The 21531-nt window shown below is 50.7% G+C and carries 19 protein-coding genes; 10 read left to right on the top strand and 9 right to left on the bottom strand.

Going from position 1 to position 21531, the window contains the following annotated elements:
* Positions 1-50: 50 nt before the first annotated feature.
* A complete protein-coding gene (locus tag OGX99_RS04910) occupies positions 51-1253 on the top strand; it encodes a sigma-54 interaction domain-containing protein (protein ID WP_187253841.1) in 1203 nt (400 codons plus the stop codon).
* A gap of 31 nt (positions 1254-1284) precedes the next feature.
* On the opposite strand, the gene OGX99_RS04905 is transcribed toward OGX99_RS04910, so the two are convergent.
* Complete coding sequence (locus OGX99_RS04905; RefSeq protein WP_151216925.1) at positions 1285-2583, bottom strand: aromatic amino acid transport family protein; 1299 nt, start codon at positions 2581-2583, stop codon at positions 1285-1287.
* 117 nt (positions 2584-2700) lie between these two features.
* Complete coding sequence (gene megL, locus OGX99_RS04900) at positions 2701-3897, bottom strand: methionine gamma-lyase (RefSeq protein WP_151223977.1); 1197 nt, start codon at positions 3895-3897, stop codon at positions 2701-2703.
* A 399-nt stretch (positions 3898-4296) separates the two neighbouring features.
* Between megL and hmsP the strand changes: the two genes are divergently transcribed.
* The 3 genes from hmsP to OGX99_RS04885 all read left to right on the top strand — a co-directional run bounded on the left by hmsP (position 4297) and on the right by OGX99_RS04885 (position 9460).
* Positions 4297-6303 (top strand): biofilm formation regulator HmsP, encoded by a 2007-nt coding sequence (gene hmsP, locus OGX99_RS04895; RefSeq protein WP_151216923.1) that lies wholly within the window; start codon positions 4297-4299, stop codon positions 6301-6303.
* A gap of 157 nt (positions 6304-6460) precedes the next feature.
* Positions 6461-7747: a C4-dicarboxylate transporter DctC gene (gene dctA, locus OGX99_RS04890; protein ID WP_003023301.1), complete on the top strand. Its 1287-nt coding sequence runs from the start codon at positions 6461-6463 to the stop codon at positions 7745-7747.
* Between the two features lie 222 nt (positions 7748-7969).
* Positions 7970-9460, top strand: coding sequence for a M16 family metallopeptidase (locus tag OGX99_RS04885; RefSeq protein WP_286542828.1), 1491 nt, complete (start codon positions 7970-7972; stop codon positions 9458-9460).
* Positions 9461-9523: 63 nt separating this feature from the next.
* On the opposite strand, the gene kdgK is transcribed toward OGX99_RS04885, so the two are convergent.
* Positions 9524-10453, bottom strand: coding sequence for a 2-dehydro-3-deoxygluconokinase (kdgK, locus tag OGX99_RS04880; RefSeq protein WP_187253839.1), 930 nt, complete (start codon positions 10451-10453; stop codon positions 9524-9526).
* A 230-nt stretch (positions 10454-10683) separates the two neighbouring features.
* On the opposite strand from kdgK, the gene pdeH reads away from it, so the two are divergent.
* Positions 10684-11451, top strand: coding sequence for a cyclic-guanylate-specific phosphodiesterase (gene pdeH, locus OGX99_RS04875; protein WP_286542825.1), 768 nt, complete (start codon positions 10684-10686; stop codon positions 11449-11451).
* Positions 11452-11528: 77 nt separating this feature from the next.
* Entirely contained in the window at positions 11529-13589 is a 2061-nt protein-coding gene (locus OGX99_RS04870; RefSeq protein ID WP_151223974.1) for an AsmA family protein, read from the top strand.
* A gap of 44 nt (positions 13590-13633) precedes the next feature.
* Here the strand turns inward: OGX99_RS04870 and OGX99_RS04865 are convergent, their stop codons facing one another.
* The 3 genes from OGX99_RS04865 to OGX99_RS04855 all read right to left on the bottom strand — a co-directional run bounded on the left by OGX99_RS04865 (position 13634) and on the right by OGX99_RS04855 (position 17226).
* Positions 13634-14956, bottom strand: a complete 1323-nt coding sequence (locus tag OGX99_RS04865) for an MFS transporter (RefSeq protein ID WP_003023312.1) — start codon at positions 14954-14956, stop codon at positions 13634-13636.
* A gap of 294 nt (positions 14957-15250) precedes the next feature.
* Positions 15251-16279, bottom strand: coding sequence for an inner membrane protein YhjD (yhjD, locus tag OGX99_RS04860; RefSeq protein WP_286542822.1), 1029 nt, complete (start codon positions 16277-16279; stop codon positions 15251-15253).
* Positions 16280-16326: 47 nt separating this feature from the next.
* Complete coding sequence (locus OGX99_RS04855) at positions 16327-17226, bottom strand: LysR family transcriptional regulator (protein ID WP_286542820.1); 900 nt, start codon at positions 17224-17226, stop codon at positions 16327-16329.
* Between the two features lie 119 nt (positions 17227-17345).
* Between OGX99_RS04855 and OGX99_RS04850 the strand changes: the two genes are divergently transcribed.
* Positions 17346-18104: an SDR family NAD(P)-dependent oxidoreductase gene (locus tag OGX99_RS04850; protein ID WP_151223972.1), complete on the top strand. Its 759-nt coding sequence runs from the start codon at positions 17346-17348 to the stop codon at positions 18102-18104.
* A gap of 12 nt (positions 18105-18116) precedes the next feature.
* Here the strand turns inward: OGX99_RS04850 and OGX99_RS23850 are convergent, their stop codons facing one another.
* Positions 18117-18239, bottom strand: coding sequence for a hypothetical protein (locus OGX99_RS23850; protein WP_502872295.1), 123 nt, complete (start codon positions 18237-18239; stop codon positions 18117-18119).
* Positions 18240-18692: 453 nt separating this feature from the next.
* Between OGX99_RS23850 and OGX99_RS04845 the strand changes: the two genes are divergently transcribed.
* The 3 genes from OGX99_RS04845 to OGX99_RS04835 all read left to right on the top strand — a co-directional run bounded on the left by OGX99_RS04845 (position 18693) and on the right by OGX99_RS04835 (position 20399).
* Complete coding sequence (locus OGX99_RS04845; protein ID WP_151216916.1) at positions 18693-19133, top strand: winged helix-turn-helix domain-containing protein; 441 nt, start codon at positions 18693-18695, stop codon at positions 19131-19133.
* A 148-nt stretch (positions 19134-19281) separates the two neighbouring features.
* Positions 19282-19392 (top strand): EAL domain-containing protein, encoded by a 111-nt coding sequence (locus OGX99_RS04840; RefSeq protein ID WP_210904174.1) that lies wholly within the window; start codon positions 19282-19284, stop codon positions 19390-19392.
* A 404-nt stretch (positions 19393-19796) separates the two neighbouring features.
* Positions 19797-20399, top strand: coding sequence for a response regulator transcription factor (locus OGX99_RS04835; protein ID WP_286542818.1), 603 nt, complete (start codon positions 19797-19799; stop codon positions 20397-20399).
* 18 nt (positions 20400-20417) lie between these two features.
* Here OGX99_RS04835 and OGX99_RS04830 read toward each other — a convergent pair whose 3' ends face one another.
* Positions 20418-20768 (bottom strand): glycoside hydrolase family protein, encoded by a 351-nt coding sequence (locus OGX99_RS04830; protein WP_286542816.1) that lies wholly within the window; start codon positions 20766-20768, stop codon positions 20418-20420.
* 86 nt (positions 20769-20854) lie between these two features.
* Complete coding sequence (locus tag OGX99_RS04825; protein WP_151216914.1) at positions 20855-21394, bottom strand: GNAT family N-acetyltransferase; 540 nt, start codon at positions 21392-21394, stop codon at positions 20855-20857.
* Positions 21395-21531: the final 137 nt, after the last annotated feature.

Here is a 21531-nt window from a genome sequence, read left to right as displayed (position 1 = left end):
TCTCGTCACAGAAATATCTATTTCGCAGTTGCTGACTATCAGGAGCAAATGTGGTTACGATACGCTGGGATATTAAAACAATTGATCGTCTGTCGATGGTTGAGGATGTCCTGAAGGAATTTTCCTGCTGCGATATCAATATCATCTCCATGAAAGTCACGCCTGGACGGATCCTGATTAAATCCTGGTGCCGCCAGTTACAGGATATTTCCTGCGTGCAATCCTGTTTAAGCCAGCGTGCCGATATTATTAATGTCGCTTACCTGTGCGAAGAGATAAGCGAGTTGTCGATGTCTGAGCCGGAACGCCCGCGCTATTTCTCTGACATTATTTGCAGCAGCCAGAGCATGCACTCGCTTATCGAAAAGGCGATAAAAATTGCTGACAGCAAATATACCGTTCTGATCCGTGGCGATACGGGCACAGGCAAAGAGCTGCTGGCCCGGGCTATCCATAATTCCGGGCAGCGGCGTTTTTATCCGTTTATTCCGGTTAACTGCTCTGCGCTTCCTGAGTCGTTGATGGAGAGTGAATTCTTTGGCTATGAGAAAGGGGCTTTTAGCGGCGCGGACTGTAAAGGTAAAAAAGGGTTGTTTGAAATGGCCGATAAAGGCACCCTTTTTCTCGATGAATTTGGTGAAATGTCGCTGGGCTTACAGGCTAAATTATTGCGCGTACTGCAGGATGGCGGGATCCGTCGCGTTGGCGGGGCACAAATTATTCCGGTTAATGTACGCATTATTGTGGCAACCAACGCCAATCTGGAAGATATGGTGGAGCAACGCCTGCTGCGGGCCGATCTCTATTACCGCATCAATGTACTTTCTCTGACTATTCCACCCTTGCGGGAGCGCCCGCAGGATATCAGTCTGTTGATTCGCCACTTTGTGCAGAAATACGCAAAGGAATTCCAGCGGCGGATCATTCTGGATAAAGCTTGTTTTGATGCCCTGCACCATCACAGCTGGCCGGGAAACGTGCGCGAACTGGAAAATACCATTATTCGTCTGATGCTAATGGCGGAATCCGATGTTATTACGCGGGAAGAATTAGGGATGCTGAATCTACCTGTCGTTGAGCAAGGCTCAACAGAACGTCCTTTTAAAGAGCAGGTTTTGTGTGCTGAACGCCAGCTAATTGAACAGATGGTGGAGGAGAATGTGTCGTCGCGGCATATCGCCAAAGCGCTGGGGGTGTCACATACCACGGTTCTGAATAAAATTCGCAGCTATCAACTGGAGAGTGTGAGCTAAGCGCCGCCAGGTGTTGACGGCGCTAAATGGATTATTCAATCAGCTTCAGTAACGGCGACAGGCACAGCAGGATCCCGTACAGCAGGATTAGCCAGGTTTTCAGCCCGCGCAGTTTTTCCAGCTGCGTGACTTTATAGATCAGGAAAAACGGAATAATACACGACACAATCCCGTATAGCGGGCTGCCTAACTGGAAGAACACCAGTACCGATACGCGAAACGATACCCAAATCACCAGGGTGATAACAATAAAGGTACAAATACCCAGCGTAAGCACCAGAGGATTAATTTTCTCCACGTCAATAACGCGGCTCAGAACGTTAAGAATGATTCCTTTAATCGCCTCGTGGAATCCCAAATAAATACCAAAGAACGCGGTTAATACGGCGAAGATATTTAGCACCGTTGAGGTGATATGAATAATCTGTCCGGGAATGACTTGTGCCGCCAGCGCCAATGCGGAAATATTTTGTTCGAAGGCTGATACGGCTTCTTCATGGCTAATGGAAAAGGTAAAAGAAAAAGAGAAAAACAGGATGACCGCAATCAGCGTAATGTAACTGATCCGATGCGTGCGTATAGCCATACGTGTGGCCAGCACTCGATCCGCCACTCGTTTGCGGTAGGCGATGTTCATAGGGTTCAACACCTGAATAAACACCGCAGAGAAGAAGCAGAACGGGATGGTTAGCAGCACGTCGCGAAAGAAAACAGAGGCTTCAGGGAAAGCGCTGATATTAGAGAAGTTCCAGTGCGGAATCATCGCAAAACCAAACACGATGATGATACCCACTTTGACCACCACCATCGGGCCGGAAATTTTGAACAGCAATTTTTCTCCCCCGGAAGCAATGGCGACCAGCACTGCAAAAATGGCTACTTTGTAGATTATTGACTGCGAAAGATCGGCATCGGTCAAACCAAAAGTTTTGATATATGAGGCGCTGTCAAAAACCACCGATAAGGAATAAATAAATATCCCGTGAATAATCATTAGAAAATAGATGACGCCAAGAAATACGCCCCAGTTCTTTCCCAGGTAATGACTGATAATATCGGTATAGTCATTACAGGTTTCACTTTCTGATAATGTTTTTAAATAAATATCTTGCACAATATAGGTTGCCGGATAGGCAATAATAAAGGCAACGATAAACACCCAAATGCCAGTTAAGCCAATTTGTACTGGCATTAGCACCGTTCCGGCACCAATTGCCATGCCGATGCACAGTAATACCCAGCCAAAATCGTATTTCGTAAACGGTATCTTTTTTGAGAATGGTACGGCGGTTGCTGTATTGTTGCTTAATTGTATTGTGTTGTCCTGCATAGAACCCCCTGCCGAAAATACGCACGCTCCCCGGAAGAGGATTGTGCATATAGCCAGACTGTTGTGCCTTGATTCTCAACGACCTGAACCGATCGGCGTCGGTTCAGGTCGTAATGGTCAGAATGTTGCCTTTCTGATGGCGTGTTCAAGGTCGTTAATAATATCTTCTGGATCTTCAAGACCCACAGAAAGACGGATAAGCCCGTCGGTAATACCTGCTTTAAGCCGTTCCTCTGGCGCAACGGGCGAATGTGTCATAGACGCTGGGTGCTGAATGAGGGTTTCGGTATCACCGAGACTGACCGCGAGGAGGCACAATTCTACAGAATTGATCATCCGTCTGCCAGCATCGAGGCCGCCGGCGATTTCGAAGCTGATAATTCCTCCTGGCAGGCTCATCTGCCGCTGGCCCAGCTCATACTGCGGGTGCGAAGACAGACCAGGGTAATAGACGCGGGTAATGGACGGATGCCCTTCGAGAAAACGGGCGATTTTCAACGCGTTTTCACAGTGGCGCTCCATTCGAATACCCAGCGTTTTAACCCCGCGCAGCGTCAACCACGCATTGAAAGGACTCATGCAGCCGCCGGTGATATCTTTCAGGCCAACAAACCGCGCCTGGTCGATAAATTCCTGCTTACCAACAATGATGCCGCCAATCACATCCCCGTGACCGTTGATATATTTGGTGACGCTGTGCACCACAATATCCGCGCCCAGTTGCAAAGGCTGCTGACAGTAGGGCGACATAAAGGTGTTATCCACGACCAGCAGTGCGCCTTGCTGATGGGCAATACCGGCTACCGTTTCAATGTCGACCAGCGACAGCGTCGGGTTGGCGGGCGTTTCGATATACACCACTTTGGTTTCCGGACGCATGGCGGCGCGGATTTCTTCAGGCTTTGCCGCGTCGACGAAGCTGACGTTAATGCCGAACTTCGGCATGCTGTGCGACAGAAATGCGTGGGTGCAGCCGTAAATCGCGCTGGCGGAAACGATATGGTCGCCCTGCTGGCACAACGTCAGCAGCGTGGTGGTGATGGCAGAAATACCGGACGCGGTGGCCAGCCCGGCTTCACCTCTTTCCAGCACCGCCAGCTTTTTCTCCAGCGCATCGGTGGTGGGGTTGCCTAAACGGGTGTAAATGTACCCGGACTCTTCGAGCGCAAAGCGGGCGGCACCTTGTTCGGCGCTGTCAAATACAAACGTTGAAGTCTGGAAAATAGGCGTACTAAGCGCGCCAGTTGAAGGGTCGGGTTGTTGCCCCGCGTGAACGATCTGGGTATTGAATCCGTAAGTACGACAGTCAGACATGATATCTCCTTTGATTCGGAACAGAACAGCTCACAGTCAAATAGCAATCGCTGTGCCAGAAAGTGAACTAATAGATATCAATGAGTTATGTATCTGCTGGCATTAATTGTCGGCAGGAATGTTGCCAACTGGCAAGAATCTTTCCAGCGTGCAGGATGCATACCAGGAAGTAATGCACTTTGCGGGCGTCTGCCTGCCGTAACGGCAACATGCGCCCGAACCAGGCCGCAAGAGGCGACCTTGCGGCCTTTTTCGGCTTAAATGCAGATAAATCTCGTCGCCACGTGCCTATCCTGTCGCGATAATGCACGTTTGGAAGTTTTCAGATACCGCCTCTCTTAATACCGCTACGATCGGGTATACTCTGACGGCAGTTTCGTCTATCCGTGGAGAGTCAGTTTGCGTGTCAGCCGCTCGTTAACAATTAAGCAGATGGCAATGGTTGCGGCCGTTGTCATGGTGTTTGTGTTTATTTTTTGCACCGTTTTGTTGTTCCATCTGGTACAGCAGAACCGCTATAACACGGCTACGCAACTGGAAAGTATCGCTCGCTCCGTCCGTGAGCCTCTGTCGGGCACTATCTTGAAAGGGGATATTCCTGAAGCGGAAGCCATTTTAAAAAGTATTCGGCCAGCAGGCGTGGTCAGCCGCGCCGATGTGGTGCTGCCCAATCAGTTTCAGGCTCTACGGATGAGTTTTATTCCTGAGCGCCCAGTTCCTGTTACGGTAACTCGCCTGTTTGAACTTCCGGTGCAAATTTCGCTGCCGGTATATTCCCTCGAGCGCTCAGCGAACCCGCAACCGCTGGCGTATCTGGTGCTGCAGGCGGATTCGTACCGTATGTACAAGTTCGTAATGAGCACGCTTTCAACGTTAGTGACCATTTACTTACTTTTATCGTTGGTACTCACGGTGGCGATCTCATGGTGCATTAACCGATTGATTTTGCATCCATTACGTAAAATCGCTCGCGAGCTGAACGATATCCCTCAGCAGGATCTGATTGGCTATCAGCTGGCGTTGCCGCGCCTGCATCAGGACGATGAGATTGGCCTGCTGGTGCGTAGCTACAACCTTAATCAGCAGCAGATTCAGCGCTACACTGACGAACAAAGCGACTATTCAATGCGGTTCCCGGTTTCCGAACTGCCCAACAAGTCGTTCCTGATGGGGCTGTTGGAGCAGGTTGTTACCCGCCAGCAGACGACGGCGCTGATGATTGTCACCTGCGAAACCCTGCGTGATACCGCGGGGGTGTTATCCGAGACCCAGCGGGAAATCCTGTTGCTTACGCTGGTTGAAAAACTGAAATCAGTATTGGCCCCCAGAATGGTACTTACCCAGGTGAGCGGCTATGACTTTGCCATTATCGCACATGGCGTAAAGGAGCCCTGGCACGCGATTACGTTAGGTCAGCAAGTACTCACTATCGTTAACGAGCGGTTACCGATTCAGGGGATTCAACTCCGTCCCACCTGCAACATTGGGGTGGCGATGTTTAATGGCGATTTGACCGCAGAACAGCTATACCGCCGCGCGCTCTCAGCCGTGTTAACGTCGCGTCATAAAGGTAAAAACCAGATTCAGTTCTTTGATCCGTTGCAGATGGAAGAAGCGCAGCAGCGTTTGACGGAAGAGAACGATATTCTTACCGCGCTGGATAACCATCAGTTTGCGTTGTGGATGCAGCCGCAGGTGGAAATGTCCAGCGGTAAAATATTGAGCGCAGAGGCTTTATTGCGCATGCAGCAGCCGGACGGAAGCTGGGAACTGCCTGAAGGGCTAATCGACAGGATTGAGTCCTGTGGTCTGATGGTGACGGTAGGTTACTGGGTGCTGGAAGAGACATGCCGCCAGCTTTCGGCCTGGCAGGAACGTGGTCTGATGCTGCCGCTTTCGGTGAATCTGTCTGCGCTACAGCTAATGCACCCAAGTATGGTGTCGGATCTGCTGGAATTGCTAAACCGCTATCGTATCAAGCCTGGGACGTTGATTCTGGAAGTGACCGAAAGTCGGCATATTGATGATCCCCATGCCGCTGTGGCTATTTTACGTCCGCTGCGCAACGCGGGCGTGCGTATTGCCCTCGACGACTTTGGTATGGGATATGCGGGTCTGCGACAGCTACAGCATATGAAATCGCTACCGGTGGATGTACTCAAAATCGATAAGATGTTTGTCGATGGCGTCCCTGAAGATTGCAGTATGATCTCCGCCATTATTCAGTTGGCGCATGGACTCAATTTGCAGATGATTGCCGAAGGCGTCGAAACCGAAGCGCAACGCGAATGGTTATCGCAAGCGGGGGTGGAAGTGGCGCAAGGGTTCCTGTTTGCCCGACCGGTTCCGGCTAATATCTTCGAAGAACGTTATCTGGCGCCGGAAAACGCTGATTACAAAAGTTAAAAAAGGTCTCGCTTGTGCGAGCCAGCTCAAAATTTTTAACATTTCTGTATCAATTATGATCCAGGCACATTTCTGTCATGTTGTGTGGGTGTTACTTTAGGGCCGCAGGTTAAACAAAACCTTACAAGACCTGTGGTTTTTACTTTAAGGACACCCTATGAAGACCTCTATATTCAAAAGCCTTTACTTTCAGGTCCTGACAGCAATTGCCATCGGTATCCTCCTTGGCCATTACTATCCTGAATTAGGCGCCCAAATGAAGCCGCTTGGTGATGCTTTCGTTAAGCTCATCAAAATGGTCATCGCACCTGTCATCTTCTGTACTGTCGTTACCGGCATTGCAGGCATGGAAAGTATGAAAGCAGTCGGTCGCACCGGTGCGGTTGCACTGCTCTATTTTGAAATTGTCAGTACGATTGCGCTGATCATCGGCCTTATCATCGTCAACGTAGTGCAGCCCGGTGCCGGAATGAACGTCGATCCGGCGACGCTGGACGCTAAAGCGGTTGCCATTTACGCTGAACAGGCAAAAGACCAGGGGATCGTAGGCTTCCTGATGGATATTATCCCGGGTAGCGTCATTGGCGCGTTCGCCAGCGGCAATATCCTGCAGGTATTACTGTTTGCGGTAATGTTTGGTTTTGCGCTGCACCGTCTGGGCAGCAAAGGCCAGATGATTTTCAACGTGATTGAAAGCTTTTCGCAGGTTATTTTCGGCATCATCAACATGATCATGCGTCTGGCGCCGATCGGTGCTTTCGGTGCCATGGCCTTTACCATCGGTAAATATGGCGTTGGGACGCTGGTGCAGCTGGGCCAGTTGATCATCTGCTTCTACATAACCTGTATTTTGTTTGTGGTCGTGGTGCTGGGCTCGATTGCTCGCGCAACCGGCTTCAGCATTTTCAAATTCATCCGTTATATCCGTGAAGAACTGCTGATCGTTCTGGGCACCTCTTCTTCCGAGTCCGCACTGCCGCGTATGCTTGATAAGATGGAAAAACTGGGCTGCCGGAAGTCTGTTGTCGGGTTGGTTATTCCCACGGGCTACTCGTTTAACCTTGATGGGACATCAATCTATCTGACGATGGCGGCGGTGTTTATCGCTCAGGCGACCAACAGCCATATGGATATCTTCCATCAGATAACCCTGTTGGTGGTGCTCCTGCTCTCTTCAAAAGGTGCTGCGGGTGTGACCGGGAGTGGCTTCATTGTTCTGGCCGCGACGATCTCCGCGGTGGGCCATTTGCCGGTTGCGGGTCTGGCGTTGATTCTCGGTATTGACCGCTTTATGTCTGAAGCACGTGCGCTGACTAACCTGGTCGGTAACGGTGTGGCAACTGTCGTCGTCGCCAAATGGGTCAAAGAACTGGACCATAAAAAGCTGGACGATGTGCTGAATAATCGTGCGCCGGATGGCAAAACGCACGAAATATCCTCTTAATCTCTCCACTTATGCCCGTAGTCCCTTCCAGGACTGCGGGTGTTTGCGCATAATTAACCCCTGTGCCTGAAACCGTCGATTCGGCGGTGTCGGGATTTTTTCACTTCCTCCGTGACATTTTCATGTTCTTGCGGTCTAACACGAAGTGTTTTTAACGTCATATTCAGAGAGTCCTTTTGCGGGCTGTCTTTTTATTTCCAGGATAGTTGATCAGGGGTTCACATGCAGGGCACAAAAATTCGACTTTTAGCGGGCGGCTTGCTGATGATGGCCACTGCCGGCTATGTGCAGGCAGATGCGCTCCAGCCTGACCCGGCGTGGCAACAGGGCACGCTGGCAAATGGTCTACAGTGGCAAGTGTTAGCCACTCCCCAGCGCCCCAGTGACCGTATTGAGGTCCGCCTGCTGGTTAATACCGGTTCACTCACCGAAAGTACGCAACAGAGTGGTTTCAGCCATGCGATCCCACGTATCGCGCTGACGCAAAGCGGTGGCCTCGATGCCACGCAAGCCCGTTCATTATGGCAGCAGGGGTTCGATCCCAAACGTCCCATGCCGCCCGTTATCGTTTCCTATGATTCCACGTTGTACAACCTCAGTCTGCCAAACAGCCGTAACGATCTACTGAAAGAGTCACTTTCTTACCTGGCGAATATTTCCGGCAATCTGAGCATTACCCCTGAAACGGTCAATCATGCGCTGAGTAGCGAAGATATGGTTGCAACCTGGCCGTCAGATACCAAAGAGGGATGGTGGCGCTATCGTCTGAAGGGATCAACGTTGCTGGGCCACGATCCAGCCGATCCGCTGAAAACGCCTGTCGATGCGACAAAAATCCACGCCTTCTATCAGAAATGGTATACCCCGGATGCGATGACGCTGATTATCGTCGGTAACGTTGATGCGCGCAGCGTGGCTGAGCAAATCAATAAAACTTTTGGCGAGTTAAAAGGAAAACGTGAAACGCCTGCGCCAGTACCGACGCTTTCGCCGCTGCGTGCTGAAGCCGTGAGCATTATGACCGATGCGGTACGCCAGGATCGCCTTTCCATTATGTGGGATACGCCGTGGCAGCCTATCCGTGAATCTGCCGCGCTGTTACGTTACTGGCGCGCGGATTTAGCCCGTGAGGCGCTGTTCTGGCACATTCAGCAGGAGCTGAGTAAAAACAATACCAAAGACATTGGCCTTGGTTTTGACTGTCGGGTGCTGTTCCTGCGTGCGCAGTGCGCCATCAACGTTGAGTCGCCGAACGATAAGCTGAATGCGAACCTCGGTACGGTTGCGCGTGAGCTGGCCAAAGTGCGCGATAAGGGCTTGCCGGAGGAAGAGTTCAATGCGCTGGTCGCACAAAAGAATCTGGAGCTGCAAAAGCTGTTTGCCACCTATGGCCGCACCGACACCGATATCTTGATCAGCCAGCGTTTGCGTTCGTTGCAAAACCAGGTCGTGGATATTGCGCCGGAACAGTATCAGCGTTTACGCCAGAGCTTCCTTAACAGCCTGAGCGTTGAGATGCTGAACCAGGATCTGCGTCAGCAACTGTCGCAAGATATGGCGTTAATTCTGCTGCAGCCGAAAGGTGAGCCTGAATTCAATATGAAGGATCTGCAAGCGACGTGGGATAGCATTATGGCGCCGGTTAGCGCAGCGGCAACGTCGGCTGAAACGGATGAATCACATCCTGAAGTGACGGACATCCCGCCGGTATAATAAAGGGGATCGTAACCTGTAGGCCGGGCAAGCGAAGCGCCCCCGGCCTACAAGAACAACAAGTTATTGCGGCATGGCGTCGCGTGGGATAATCGCCCCGCGATGCTGAATAACGGTGCTTGCCGTCAGGTGGCCGCGTTTCGCGGCATCAGCGGCATCGCCGCCGGTCAGACGTACCGCCAGATACCCTGCGCTGAAGGAGTCTCCCGCAGCGGTGGTATCGATCACCTTCTCTTTCGGCAGTTTTACGGCCGGGACATCGATGAGTTCTTCACCCACGATGGAAACCAGGCAAGAGTCTGCGCCGCGCTTCACTACCACTTCCTGCACGCCAGCCGCGTGAGTACGAGCCATCACCTCGGCAACAGGTTTTTCACCCCACAGCGCGTCCTCATCATCCAGCGTCAGGAACGCGATATCGGTGCATTCCAGCATCTGTTGATACACCTGCTGCGTCTCTTCTTTGCTGCTCCACAGACGTGGGCGGTAGTTATTGTCAAAAATGACCTTTCCACCGTTGGCGCGGCATTCACGCAGCAACGACAGCAGTTTGTCACGACTTGCCGGGCTTAAAATTGCCAGGCTAATCCCGCTCAGATACAGATAGTCAAATGTCGCCAGCGCGTTACAAATAGCGGTGGACTGTTCGCTCTCCAGCCAGAATTTTGCGGCTGCTTCATTACGCCAATAATAGAAGGTACGTTCGCCAGTGCTGTCGGTCTCTATGTAGTAAAGGCCCGGCAGGCGATTTTCCATGCGCTGGGTTAATGAGGTATCCACGTTTTCGCCCTGCCAGGATTCGAGCATTTGTTGGCTAAAACTGTCGGTACCCAGTGCAGTCACATAGTGTACGGAAAGTGCCGCAGCATCGACCTGGCGGGCGATATAAACGGATGTATTCAACGTGTCGCCACCGAATCCGCGCTGAACGTCAGCGCCTTTTTGTGACAGCTCAATCATGCATTCGCCAATCACGGCAATCTTTCTGGACATAGTCGTAACCTGCTGTGAAAAAAATTAGCGTTAGTGTGCGCTGTGGGTGTTAAGTGGTCAACTATATTAAAACATCGTTCCATTATTTTTTTGAGCCAGCACGTGTTCTGCGTCGTTTTTTACCGCTTAGTTTCTATTTTGCCTGAGGCGGAACGTAAAGTTCTGCGCCTGAGCGCCGATAACCTTTGACGAGTCCGGTCAGTCACACTCTTATTTACAGGACATCTCAGATGATAAAGCAGGTTACCCAGCGGCTAATTACGCCTGATGCGAGTATTGAAAGCTTGCAGGAGAGACGCTATTGGCTGCAGTGCGAGCGTGCTTACACCTACCAGCCAATTTACCAGACCAACGGAAGGCTGATGGCCGTTGAGCTGCTGACCGTCGTGAGTCATCCTGAAAACCCCACCCAACGTATCGCGCCAGATCGCTATTTTGCCGAAGTGGCCGTCCGGCATCGCGTTGATGTAGTGAAAGAACAGCTTTTGCAGCTCGAACAAAAAGGGGCGTTTTTTAGAGCTAACGGCCTGCTGGCATCGGTGAACGTCGACGGGCCAACACTCATTGCGATGCGCCAGGATGCTGACGTTCTGAAAATCATCGAATGTCTGCCGTGGTTGCGCTTTGAACTGGTGGAGCACATCCGCTTACCGAAGGGGTCGTCGTTCGCCTCAATGTGCGAGTTTGGCCCGCTCTGGCTGGATGATTTTGGTACCGGAATGGCGAACTTCTCGGCCCTAAGCGAAGTGAGCTATGACTATATCAAAGTGGCGCGGGATCTGTTTGTCATGCTGCGCCAGACGCCGGAAGGTCGCAATCTCTTCACGCTGCTATTACAGCTGATGAATCGCTATTGCCGCGGCGTGATTGTCGAAGGCGTTGAAACGCTGGAAGAGTGGCGCGATGTCCAAAACTCACCGGCTTTTGCTGCGCAAGGCTATTTTCTTTCTCGTCCATTGCCTCTTGATACCCTCGAAGACGTGATGCTGTCGCTTTGATGAAGATGTAGAACACCTCCTTTTTTCCTGCTGGGCTATCTTTAGGACAGGCAAGGAAGGAAATAAGGAGGTTAGACATGACGAAAACAGGCAAAATAACCACTTCAATAATAGGGGTTTTCTTGTTGTTGATCGTCGTACTCATCATTGTGATTGCGACATTTGACTGGAATCGGCTCAAACCGACCATCAACCAGAAAGTCTCTACAGAACTCAATCGGCCCTTCGCTATACGGGGTGACCTGGGCGTGGTTTGGGAACGCCAAAAGCAGGAAACCGGCTGGCGTAGCTGGGTTCCGTGGCCGCATATTCATGCCGAAGATATCATCCTTGGCAACCCGCCGGATATTCCTGACGTTACCATGGTGCATCTCCCGCGCGTTGAAGCCACGCTCGCCCCACTGGCATTGCTGACAAAGACAGTCTGGCTCCCGTGGATCAAGCTGGTAAAACCCGATGCGCGGCTGATCCGTCTGTCGGAGAAAAACAATAACTGGACCTTTAACTTCGCTGGGGACGAAAACCGCGACCCTAATCCGTCGCCATCCGCATGGTCTTTCCGGCTGGATAACATTTTGTTCGATCAAGGGCGGATCGCCATTAACGATAAAGTGACGAAGTCGGAGCTTGAGATCCTGATCGATCCGCTGGGGAAACCATTGCCCTTTAGCGAAGTGACTGGCACAAAAGGTAAAGAGAGCAACGTTCGCGTTGAGGACTATGTGTTTGGTCTGAAAGCGCAAGGGCGATATAACGGCGAACCGCTAAGCGGTAGCGGAAAAATTGGCGGAATGCTGGCGCTGCGCGGCGAAGGAACCTCTTTCCCGATTCAGGCTGATTTCCGTTCGGGCAGTACGCGCGTGGCGTTTATGGGTACGATAAACGATCCAATGAATATGGGCGGAGCGGATCTGCGACTTAAATTCTCGGGAGATTCGCTAGGGGATTTGTACGATTTGACCGGCGTGCTGCTCCCGGATACACCGCCGTTTGAAACTGACGGGCGTCTGATTGCTAAAATTGATCCGGAAAAATCCTCTGTTTTTGATTATCGCGATTTCAATGGCCGCATTGGCGACAGCGATATTCACGGAACGCTGACCTATACCACCGGTAAACCGCGACCCATGCTGAAGGGGGATGTTGAATCGCGCCAACTGAGGCTGGCAGACTTGGGGCCGCTGATCGGAGTGGATTCAGGCAAAGGGGCGGAGCGGGCAAAACAGTCTGAGCAGCGCAAAGGCGAGAAGAGCGTCCAGCCAGCGGACAAGGTTTTGCCATATGACCGATTTGAAACCGACAAATGGAACGTGATGGATGCTGACGTACGTTTCAAAGGGCGACGTATCGAACACGGCAGTAGTTTGCCGATCAGCGATCTCTCCACACATATCATCCTGAAAAATGCCGACCTACGGCTGCAACCGCTAAAATTTGGCCTCGCGGGGGGCAGCATTGTCTCCAGCATCCACCTGGAAGGGGGCAAAAAGCCGATGCGGGGGCAGGCGGACATTCAGGCTCGACGCCTGAAGCTAAAAGCGCTGATGCCGGATGTAGAGTTGATGCAGAAAACGCTTGGAGAAATGAACGGTGACGCCAGGTTTAGCGGGAGTGGAAACTCGATCGCTGCGCTGCTGGGTAACAGCAATGGCAATCTGAAGCTGCTGATGAATGATGGGTTAATCAGCCGGAATCTGATGGAAATTGTTGGCTTGAATTTGGGCAATTATATCGTCGGACAGATATTTGGTGATGATGAGGTGCGGGTAAACTGCGCGGCAGCGAATCTGGATATTGTTAACGGGGTGGCGCGTCCGCAGATTTTTGCTTTCGACACCGAAAACGCGGTCATCAATGTCACCGGTACGGCGAGCTTTGCGTCGGAGCAACTGGATTTAACCATCGATCCGGAGAGCAAAGGTATCCGTATTATTACCCTGCGTTCGCCGCTGTATGTCCGTGGAACCTTTAAAAATCCACAGGCTGGCGTGAAGGCCGGACCGCTGATTGCGCGCGGTGCGGTTGCTGCCGCGCTGGCAACGCTGGTGACGCCAGCGGCAGCTCTGCTGGCGCTGATTTCGCCGTCAGAGGGGGACGCGAATCAGTGTCGGACGATCCTGTCGCAGATGAAGAAGTGATGAGAGCACCGGATGCGGTGTCACTACCGCATCCGGCAAAAGAATCACAACGACTGATGGCGGGTTTCGTGAGTTAACAGCAGCGCAATCAGTGTTAACGCCGCCATCGATGCCAGATACGTACCAACCGCCGCCAGGCCGTAATTCGCCTGCAGCCATGCGGCAATGTAAGGGGCAACGGACGCACCAAGAATCGATGACACGTTGTACGAGAACGACGCTCCCGTATAGCGCACTTCAGTCGGGAACAGCTCCGGCAGCAGCGCGCCCATCGGACCAAATGTCAGACCCATCAGGCTCAGGCCAAGCAACAGGAAGGCGAACACCAGCACCGGATTGCCAGAACCGAGCAGCGGTTTAAAGGCAAACAGCGCAAACAGAATGATAAGCGTGGTGATGATGAGCATGCTCTTGCGACGACCAAACGCATCGGCCAGCAGGCCCGCCACCGGCACCATTACGCCAAAGCCAATAACCGCCATCATCAGCATCCACAACACTTCATTACGCGGCAGGCCAAGCCCTACGGGGGCAGCGGCGGTGCTGAACGTCATTGAATAGACGGTCATGATATAAAACAGCGTATAGGTCGCCAGCATGATGAATGTGCCGAGGATCGTCACACGAACATGTTTTGTCAGCAGAGTACCCAGCGGGATTTTCACCTGTTTTTTCGCCGCAGCCACTTTGGCGAAGACCGGGGATTCATGCAGCGACACGCGAACGTACAAACCGATAATCACCAGTACCGCAGAGAAGATAAACGGTACGCGCCAGCCCCAGCTCATAAACTGTTCGTCGGTCAACAGCCAGGAAAGCAACAGGAACGTGCCGTTAGCAAAGAAGAAGCCGATAGGCGCGCCCAACTGCGGGAATGAGCCGTACAGCGCGCGCTTACGCGGTGGTGCGTTTTCCGTCGCCAGCAACGCCGCGCCGCCCCATTCACCGCCCAGACCTAAACCCTGACCAAAACGCGCCAGCGCCAGCAGCAACGGGGCGAAAATGCCGATTGTTTCATAGCCCGGCAGCAGGCCAATGACAACCGTCGAGATCCCCATGGTGAGCAGTGAGGCAACCAGCGTGACTTTACGCCCTACGCGATCGCCGAAATGCCCGAATACAGCAGAACCTATCGGCCTGGCCACAAAGGCGATAGCAAAGGTTGCGAGAGACTGCAGCGTTGCTGCGGTCGGATCCCCCTGCGGGAAGAAGATATGAGGAAACACGATCACCGCGGCGGTGGCGTAGATATAGAAGTCGAAGAACTCAATGGCAGTGCCAATGAGTGAAGCGACGACGACTTTATTGCGCGAGTTGACCGGGGTGTGTTCCTGTTCATTGTCGAGCGTTGTGGCTGTTGCTTGCATAATATTTTCTTATTTTTGGCCGAACGAAAGGCCATATTACGCACAGCAAAAGCGACATTTCAATCTGTAACAAACCTTGCGAGAGGTCAAAAAAAGAGCAAAAAGGGGATAATTTTTAGGCTGGAGATTTCACTTCCATGAAATGCTTCACATAATTTAAAACTTGGATGATAAAACTGGTTTTCGGTTAAATAAAAGTTACGGTCTGGATTTTAATTCTGATAATGCGGCTGATTTCGAATTAAGCATTGGTCAGGCCGGATAAGCGAGCGTTATCCGGCAGTATTTGATGAATTAGCGGTGGGTTTTCCCCGGCATACGCGGGTCATCTTTGTATTCCGCTGTGGCAATCCAGGCGGCGCAAAACAGGGTCAAACGAGCGAAGAAGTAAAAGAATGCCATCAGTCCAAGCACTGAACCAAACGCCGCGCCGGAAGGGGATTTTACCAACGATGGCAGCGTGTAGGTCATGACGATCTTAATCACTTCAAAGCCAATAGCCGCAATAAATGTCCCGCGAATCAGCGCCTTTTTACGCGGGCGGTGACGCGGTAGCCGCCAGAAAATCCAGAAGAACAGTAAGTAGTTGGCGAAAATGGAAATGGTCAGACCGATCAGCCGCCAGGCGGGCTTCAGCCATTCGATACCGTCGAGATACAGCGCGGAGATAATCATTTGCTGGGCGGAACCGGCAATGGAGGTAATGGACAGGGTAACAATTAGCGCAATCAGTAAGCCAATCAATGAGATAAAATCACGCAGATATTTAACCCAAATTTTTTCCTGATCCTGCGGAGTACGCTCCCAGACATCGCGCGACTGGGCACGAATAGCTTCGCGCAGGTTTCCCATCCAGTTAATGCCGGAATAGAGCGCGATACCAAGCCCTACCAGACCGACGGTGGTACGTTGCTGTACGGCGGTGTTAATGGTGTTTTTCAGCGTAGAGGCGAGTGTCGGATCGCTGACGTTGAGCAGAATTTTGCCGAAGATATCCTGCAACAGCGTAGGATGCGAAGCGAGAATAAAACCCGCGGCGGCAAACGACACCATCAGAATAGGGATCATCGACAGAAACGAGAAGTAGGTGATCGCGGCGCCAAACTGATTTCCCATGCGATCGTTAAACCGCTCCGCAGCGCGAATCAGATGGGCAATCATGGGCTGACGTTGAATTTTTTCAGCGAAGGTCAGGGCAGTTTTCAACGCCTGGTTAGTCTTACCGTTGGTCTCTGTATTTTCACGCTTCAGGGTCTCAATTTTTGGGATGGGAGCGTGCTCAAGTTCCTGAATGGGGCGTTTAATCTCTTTTTCCTGCGTCATCAGGGCAATAATCCTTGTTCTGTTCATTCTCAGGACAGTATAGCTTGTCAGTCCACGTAGTCTTTCATCACGCCGGTCAGCCATTCCATAAACAGATGTACCCGACGGGAGAGGTTGCGACGGTGCGGATAGAGCAAGGAAACCGGTAATGGCTCGGCACGATATTGCGGTAATACTTCTACCAGCGTACCGGCACGCAGGGCATCACGCACGCCCACGCGCGGTACCTGAATAATGCCCAGACCGGCAAGACATGCCGCATGATAGGTTTCGGTACTGTTCACTGTTAGCATGCCGCCGGTTTTGACCCATTTAGCGCCGTTGTCTGTCGCCACTTCGAATCCTTGCGCACGCGTTCCCAAATTGACCGAATAGTGCACCACCGCGTGCGAGGTTAAATCCTCCAGGCTTTCTGGATACCCAAAGCGGGCGAGGTATTGCGGGCTGGCGCAATTGATCTGCGTGAGTTTTCCCAGCGGACGCGCAATCATGCCTGAATCTTTCAGCGTTCCTATGCGTACCACACAGTCGAAGCCTTCGCGGATCAAATCCACCAGGCGGTCGCTGCTGCTGAGTTCGAGCTCAAGGCCTGGATACTGATGCAAGAAAGTGGGTAAGCGGGGCATCACCAGATTTTTTGCTACGCCAACCGGCATATCGACGCGCAGCTTGCCGCTGATGCTGGAAGGATCGTGATGAAATAGTCCATCCAGTTCATCCAGATTGCTCAGCAAATCTTTTGCGCGTTCGTAATAGATCATGCCGTCTTGTGTGAGCTGAACGCGGCGGGTAGTGCGGTGCAATAACTGCGTGCCGAGATGATTTTCCAGGGCCTGGATTTGGCGGGATACGCTACCTTTAGGTAGACCGAGAGTGTCTGCCGCGCGTGAAAAACTCTCCAGTTCCGCGACGCGGATGAACAACTGCATTGCGTGAATTTTATCCATTCTCATGCCCTATTGTTGTTCCAGATGAAACAGTAATGCGCAACAGGTGATATTTATTGTTTTTCTATCACCTAATAAGCTTTATCTCAATCATCACAACGTCGGAAATGAGGTTTCTTATGACGCAACGTATTGCATTAGTGACTGGTGGTAGTCGTGGACTCGGTAAAAATGCCGCACTTAAGCTGGCAGACAGAGGAACGGACATTATCTTCACCTACAACAGCCAGCTGCAGGCGGCACTGGATGTGGTTGCTGAGATTGAGCAAAAAGGCAGAAAAGCTGCGGCAATACAACTGAATGTCAGCGATGTGGCTGGCTTTGAGTCCTTTGCCCGTGAGGTGCAAGCGCAGCTGAAAAGCATGTGGAATCGTGAATCATTTGATTATTTAGTGAACAATGCCGGTATTGGTCTGTATGGCACTTTTGCCGATACCTCCGAAGCGATGTTTGATCAATTAGTGAACATTCACTTTAAGGGCCCCTTCTTCCTGACCCAGCGTCTGTTGCCGTTGATCCAGAATGGCGGCAGGATCCTGAATGTTTCATCGGGACTGGCGCGTTTTGCGCTGCCAGGATATGCCGCCTATGCCTCAATGAAAGGGGCGATGGAAGTACTGACGCGTTATCAGGCGAAAGAACTGGGAGAGCGGGGGATTTCAGTAAACATCATCGCGCCTGGGGCGATTGAAACCGATTTTGGCGGTGGTCGACTGCGGGATAATCAAGAGCTGAATGCGTATGTAGCATCGCAAACGGCACTGGGGCGCGCGGGTTTGCCGGATGATATTGGCGACGCGATCGCCGCGTTGCTCAGTGATGAGTTGGCCTGGATGACAGCGCAGCGTATCGAAGTATCGGGCGGAATGTTCCTGTAAGTCGCGCGTATCTTATTCAACTTTTAAGCAATAGAAAACCGGCGCGCCACCCCAGGTAAAAATATAGCTGGTGGCGTTTACCGGTATTATCTGGAATCTAATATCCCGATCGCGGTGCGGAAAGAAATCCGGGATAAACGTTCTGAATTAAGTATTTTCTTCGGCAGCGGATTTGCCTCAGAAGAAACCATGAGCACCTCCCCATCTCCATGCCAGTATATAAACGTCACTTGATTGCTGACGGATTGTGACTGTGCGCCATTTTCTTGATATTCTCCACGTATCAGGATTTAATTCTTTAAAATGTGTAAAATTCGACATTAAAAATTGAGTGCTTGATCGCTTATATGAAAACATGGTACATGTGCTGAAAATTTCGCATAGGAAGAATAATAAACCGTGAAATTCATTTATAACCTCAAATCTACCATAAACGAATACTAAACGACCGGTTCCTCATAGTACATTGGGATGTAGATTGGAAAGTATTTATAGCAGCCATATAATCCACCATACAAACGGTATGGATTATCTCAACGCTTATATGTAGAGGTGCATGTTCGTCTTCATTTAACGTGGGTATAAGATATGGGCTATCGTCTATATGGATTTATGATTGGTGCTGAAATTCATTTTGATATTTCTAATCGCCGACTGTATCGGCTTACGGGTAGCCATACCGAGAAAAACATCGCTTTTGCGTCAATTTACTTTAATGAAACAATGCTAAGGCTTTTTCTGTATTTATTAATAAATGCCAGAAGCCAGCCAGTAACGAAAGAAGAATTATTTGAAAAAATCTGGGAGGCGCATAATCTGAGCCCCTCTGCGCAACGATTATGGCAAGTCCTGCACAATCTTAATAATAAACTTGGCCTGCTGGGATTACCCAGAGATTTTATCCTTAATATAAGAGGTCAGGGTTATGTCATCAATTATCCTGATGTCATTCCCGTTTATTACAAAGTGAGCGAACTCCCGACTCATGCTGTCAAAAAAAGGGAGAAGATAGATAACCTGAGTGAGTGATGTCAACCCAGGTATTTGCCCTGAGCATGCTGTGCGAGGGGCTTTTTTTTATCGTTATCTTTTCTATTTATTTTCAACTAATGTTCGCTAAATAGCGTTATGGTTCGATAGATATCAAAAACGGCCCGGACGACAGGGTCAGATTCTGATGGTTGCCGAAGGCGTTGAGACTCAGGTTCAGGCCAACTATTTGCACTTAAAGAACTGTGATTTTTTTCAAGGGTATTATTTATGCAGACCTGTCTCTTTGAAGACCTGATCACAGTGATGCAATCACCCGGAGCCTTCCGTATCGATTGATATACCAACGCTGCCAGGCAGCAAATCACAGGTGATGATCATTTGATGCGACATTTCGTTTTGTAACATTTTTTTCTGTTATCGTGAGTTTATTATTTTTAGTAAAGAATATAAACTTCGAAGAATTAATATTAATAAGCCGAGCTTTATCTCAAAACATTAAGGATTTCCTTAATATTTGGCGCCACATTTGTCCCTTTGTGTGATTATTTGGTTTGAGCTGTAACTATTTTCGATTTCTACTTTTTTCTTCTCCGTCTATCGGTAAAATGGCCCCCGCCAAATGGTGACTTCTTATTTTACCCCTCGGGTAATACCCTTCCGCGTGTTAAGGCTAGTATCTTATTCAGACGGAGATAAGTAATGCAGGTAATAATGTTTGACAGGCAGTCGATATTTATTCATGGAATGAATGTAAGTTTGCAAGGGCGTATTCCAGGAGTGGATGTTCAGGGTGTCAATCAGGCAGATGACCTTTGGCAGAAACTGGAAGAAACCCCTGATGCGCTGGTCATGCTGGATGGCGACCAGGACGCTGAGTTCTGCCGTAACTTGCTACAGCAGATAGCGCAACGCTTTTCGACGGTAAAAGTGCTGGTGACAGCAACGGACTGCCGTAAAAAATGGCTGCAGGAGGTTACGCAATTGAACGTGCTGGCTATTGTTCCACGCGACTCTGACGCGGAAACCTTCACGTTGGCACTCAATAGCGTTGCGATGGGAATGGTATTCATCCCCAGAGATTGTATGACAACTCCCGAGGGCAGCGGGCAAAATATCAGATCGCTTAGTGCGCGTCAGCGAGAGATTCTGACTATGCTTGCCGCCGGAGAATCAAATAAACAAATTGGTCGGTTGTTAAATATCAGCACCGGAACGGTCAAAGCCCATCTTGAGTCGCTGTATCAGCGCCTTGAGGTAAAAAACCGTACGCAAGCGGCAATGATGTTAAACGACGCCATTTAATGGGCGAATATTTCACAGTCAGAACGATTCTGGCTGTGAAAAAGCCCCCGAGCAGAATTCTGCAGCACAAAACCGGCTTATCCCCACGCTGAGAATCCACGCAATTAACGCTTCCTGTTGAAATCTTTCTTTTATTTGCGGCATTTTCTGGTGTATGAATTCCTCGCAGATTTCCAGATCCGCGAGCAGTAGTGTTTCTGCCTGCGTTACCGAAACAGGCGCAGGAAAGCTTTCATCGGATGTGATTTCGTGCCCGTAGCCAATCACCCAGACACCATTTTTATCCTGATACTTTTCAAGTGACAGACCTTGCCATTGTTTAATAAATGCAACACAGGCGGGTGTGAAATGCGTTGAATTGAGTGGCATATTCATCTCTGTACAAAGAGACCTATTTTAAGAAACCGTCTCCGTTACGCCAGTTGCCATACAGCCCGTTTTTTCAGCAAAACGTCTTATGCTGCGGGTGACTGATAGTCGTGTTTTAACAGGCCGAAAATCCAGTCATCATTCCAGGTTTGATGCAGCCAGTAGCTTTCCCGCAGCGTGCCTTCGTGAATGAACCCGACCTTTTCCAGTAGACGTCGCGAAGCGTCGTTTCCTGCGGTGACGCAAGCCGTAAGCCGGCGTAGCCCTCCGGTGGTAAATGCAAAATCGCAAACGGCATGCAGGGATTCAGCACCATAACCTTTCCCCTGTGCTTCAGGGGCGAGCAGAAAACCGACCTCGGCACATTCATTGTTTTCATGAATATATCCAGTCACCCCAAGCGGTGCTCCCGATGCCTTATCGCACAGGACCAGACATAGCCAGTGCGGGCTGCCGGGAGACCATTCAGGCAGGCGGGAGTCAAAGGCTGCCCGTATCTCATCTTCAGTACGCGCGTCAGCGACAAAACGCATCACATCTGAATTCTGCTGTAACGTTAAGAAGAACGCCCAGTCGTCATTTGTCAGCGGACGGCAGATCAGACGCGAGGTTTTCAGTACAGGCACAGGCTTCCCTCCAGAATAGTTTTCAATGATTGTGCGGAAGTCACTGTAAAACATATTTATTTGCTATATGAATATGTTTTAGTCTACACCGGCACAGCGCTGCATTTAAAAAAGATAACGACAAACCATGATGAGGC

It is taken from the genome of Citrobacter sp. Cu096 (assembly GCF_030332285.1).
Classification (GTDB): domain Bacteria; phylum Pseudomonadota; class Gammaproteobacteria; order Enterobacterales; family Enterobacteriaceae; genus Citrobacter; species Citrobacter meridianamericanus.
The sequence above is the reverse complement of the archived record's forward strand: the minus strand, read 5'-3'. Positions and strand labels throughout refer to the sequence as shown.

What these genes read in the sequence shown, in the direction of transcription:
- OGX99_RS04905 (WP_151216925.1), bottom strand. Translation starts at nt 2,583, where the DNA reads ATGCAGGACAACACAATACAATTAAGCAACAATACAGCAACCGCCGTA.
- megL (WP_151223977.1), bottom strand. Translation starts at nt 3,897, where the DNA reads ATGTCTGACTGTCGTACTTACGGATTCAATACCCAGATCGTTCACGCG.
- dctA (WP_003023301.1), top strand. Translation starts at nt 6,461, where the DNA reads ATGAAGACCTCTATATTCAAAAGCCTTTACTTTCAGGTCCTGACAGCA.
- OGX99_RS04885 (WP_286542828.1), top strand. Translation starts at nt 7,970, where the DNA reads ATGCAGGGCACAAAAATTCGACTTTTAGCGGGCGGCTTGCTGATGATG.
- kdgK (WP_187253839.1), bottom strand. Translation starts at nt 10,453, where the DNA reads ATGTCCAGAAAGATTGCCGTGATTGGCGAATGCATGATTGAGCTGTCA.
- pdeH (WP_286542825.1), top strand. Translation starts at nt 10,684, where the DNA reads ATGATAAAGCAGGTTACCCAGCGGCTAATTACGCCTGATGCGAGTATT.
- OGX99_RS04870 (WP_151223974.1), top strand. Translation starts at nt 11,529, where the DNA reads ATGACGAAAACAGGCAAAATAACCACTTCAATAATAGGGGTTTTCTTG.
- OGX99_RS04865 (WP_003023312.1), bottom strand. Translation starts at nt 14,956, where the DNA reads ATGCAAGCAACAGCCACAACGCTCGACAATGAACAGGAACACACCCCG.
- yhjD (WP_286542822.1), bottom strand. Translation starts at nt 16,279, where the DNA reads ATGACGCAGGAAAAAGAGATTAAACGCCCCATTCAGGAACTTGAGCAC.
- OGX99_RS04855 (WP_286542820.1), bottom strand. Translation starts at nt 17,226, where the DNA reads ATGGATAAAATTCACGCAATGCAGTTGTTCATCCGCGTCGCGGAACTG.
- OGX99_RS04850 (WP_151223972.1), top strand. Translation starts at nt 17,346, where the DNA reads ATGACGCAACGTATTGCATTAGTGACTGGTGGTAGTCGTGGACTCGGT.
- OGX99_RS04845 (WP_151216916.1), top strand. Translation starts at nt 18,693, where the DNA reads ATGGGCTATCGTCTATATGGATTTATGATTGGTGCTGAAATTCATTTT.
- OGX99_RS04840 (WP_210904174.1), top strand. Translation starts at nt 19,282, where the DNA reads ATGGTTGCCGAAGGCGTTGAGACTCAGGTTCAGGCCAACTATTTGCAC.
- OGX99_RS04835 (WP_286542818.1), top strand. Translation starts at nt 19,797, where the DNA reads ATGCAGGTAATAATGTTTGACAGGCAGTCGATATTTATTCATGGAATG.
- OGX99_RS04830 (WP_286542816.1), bottom strand. Translation starts at nt 20,768, where the DNA reads ATGCCACTCAATTCAACGCATTTCACACCCGCCTGTGTTGCATTTATT.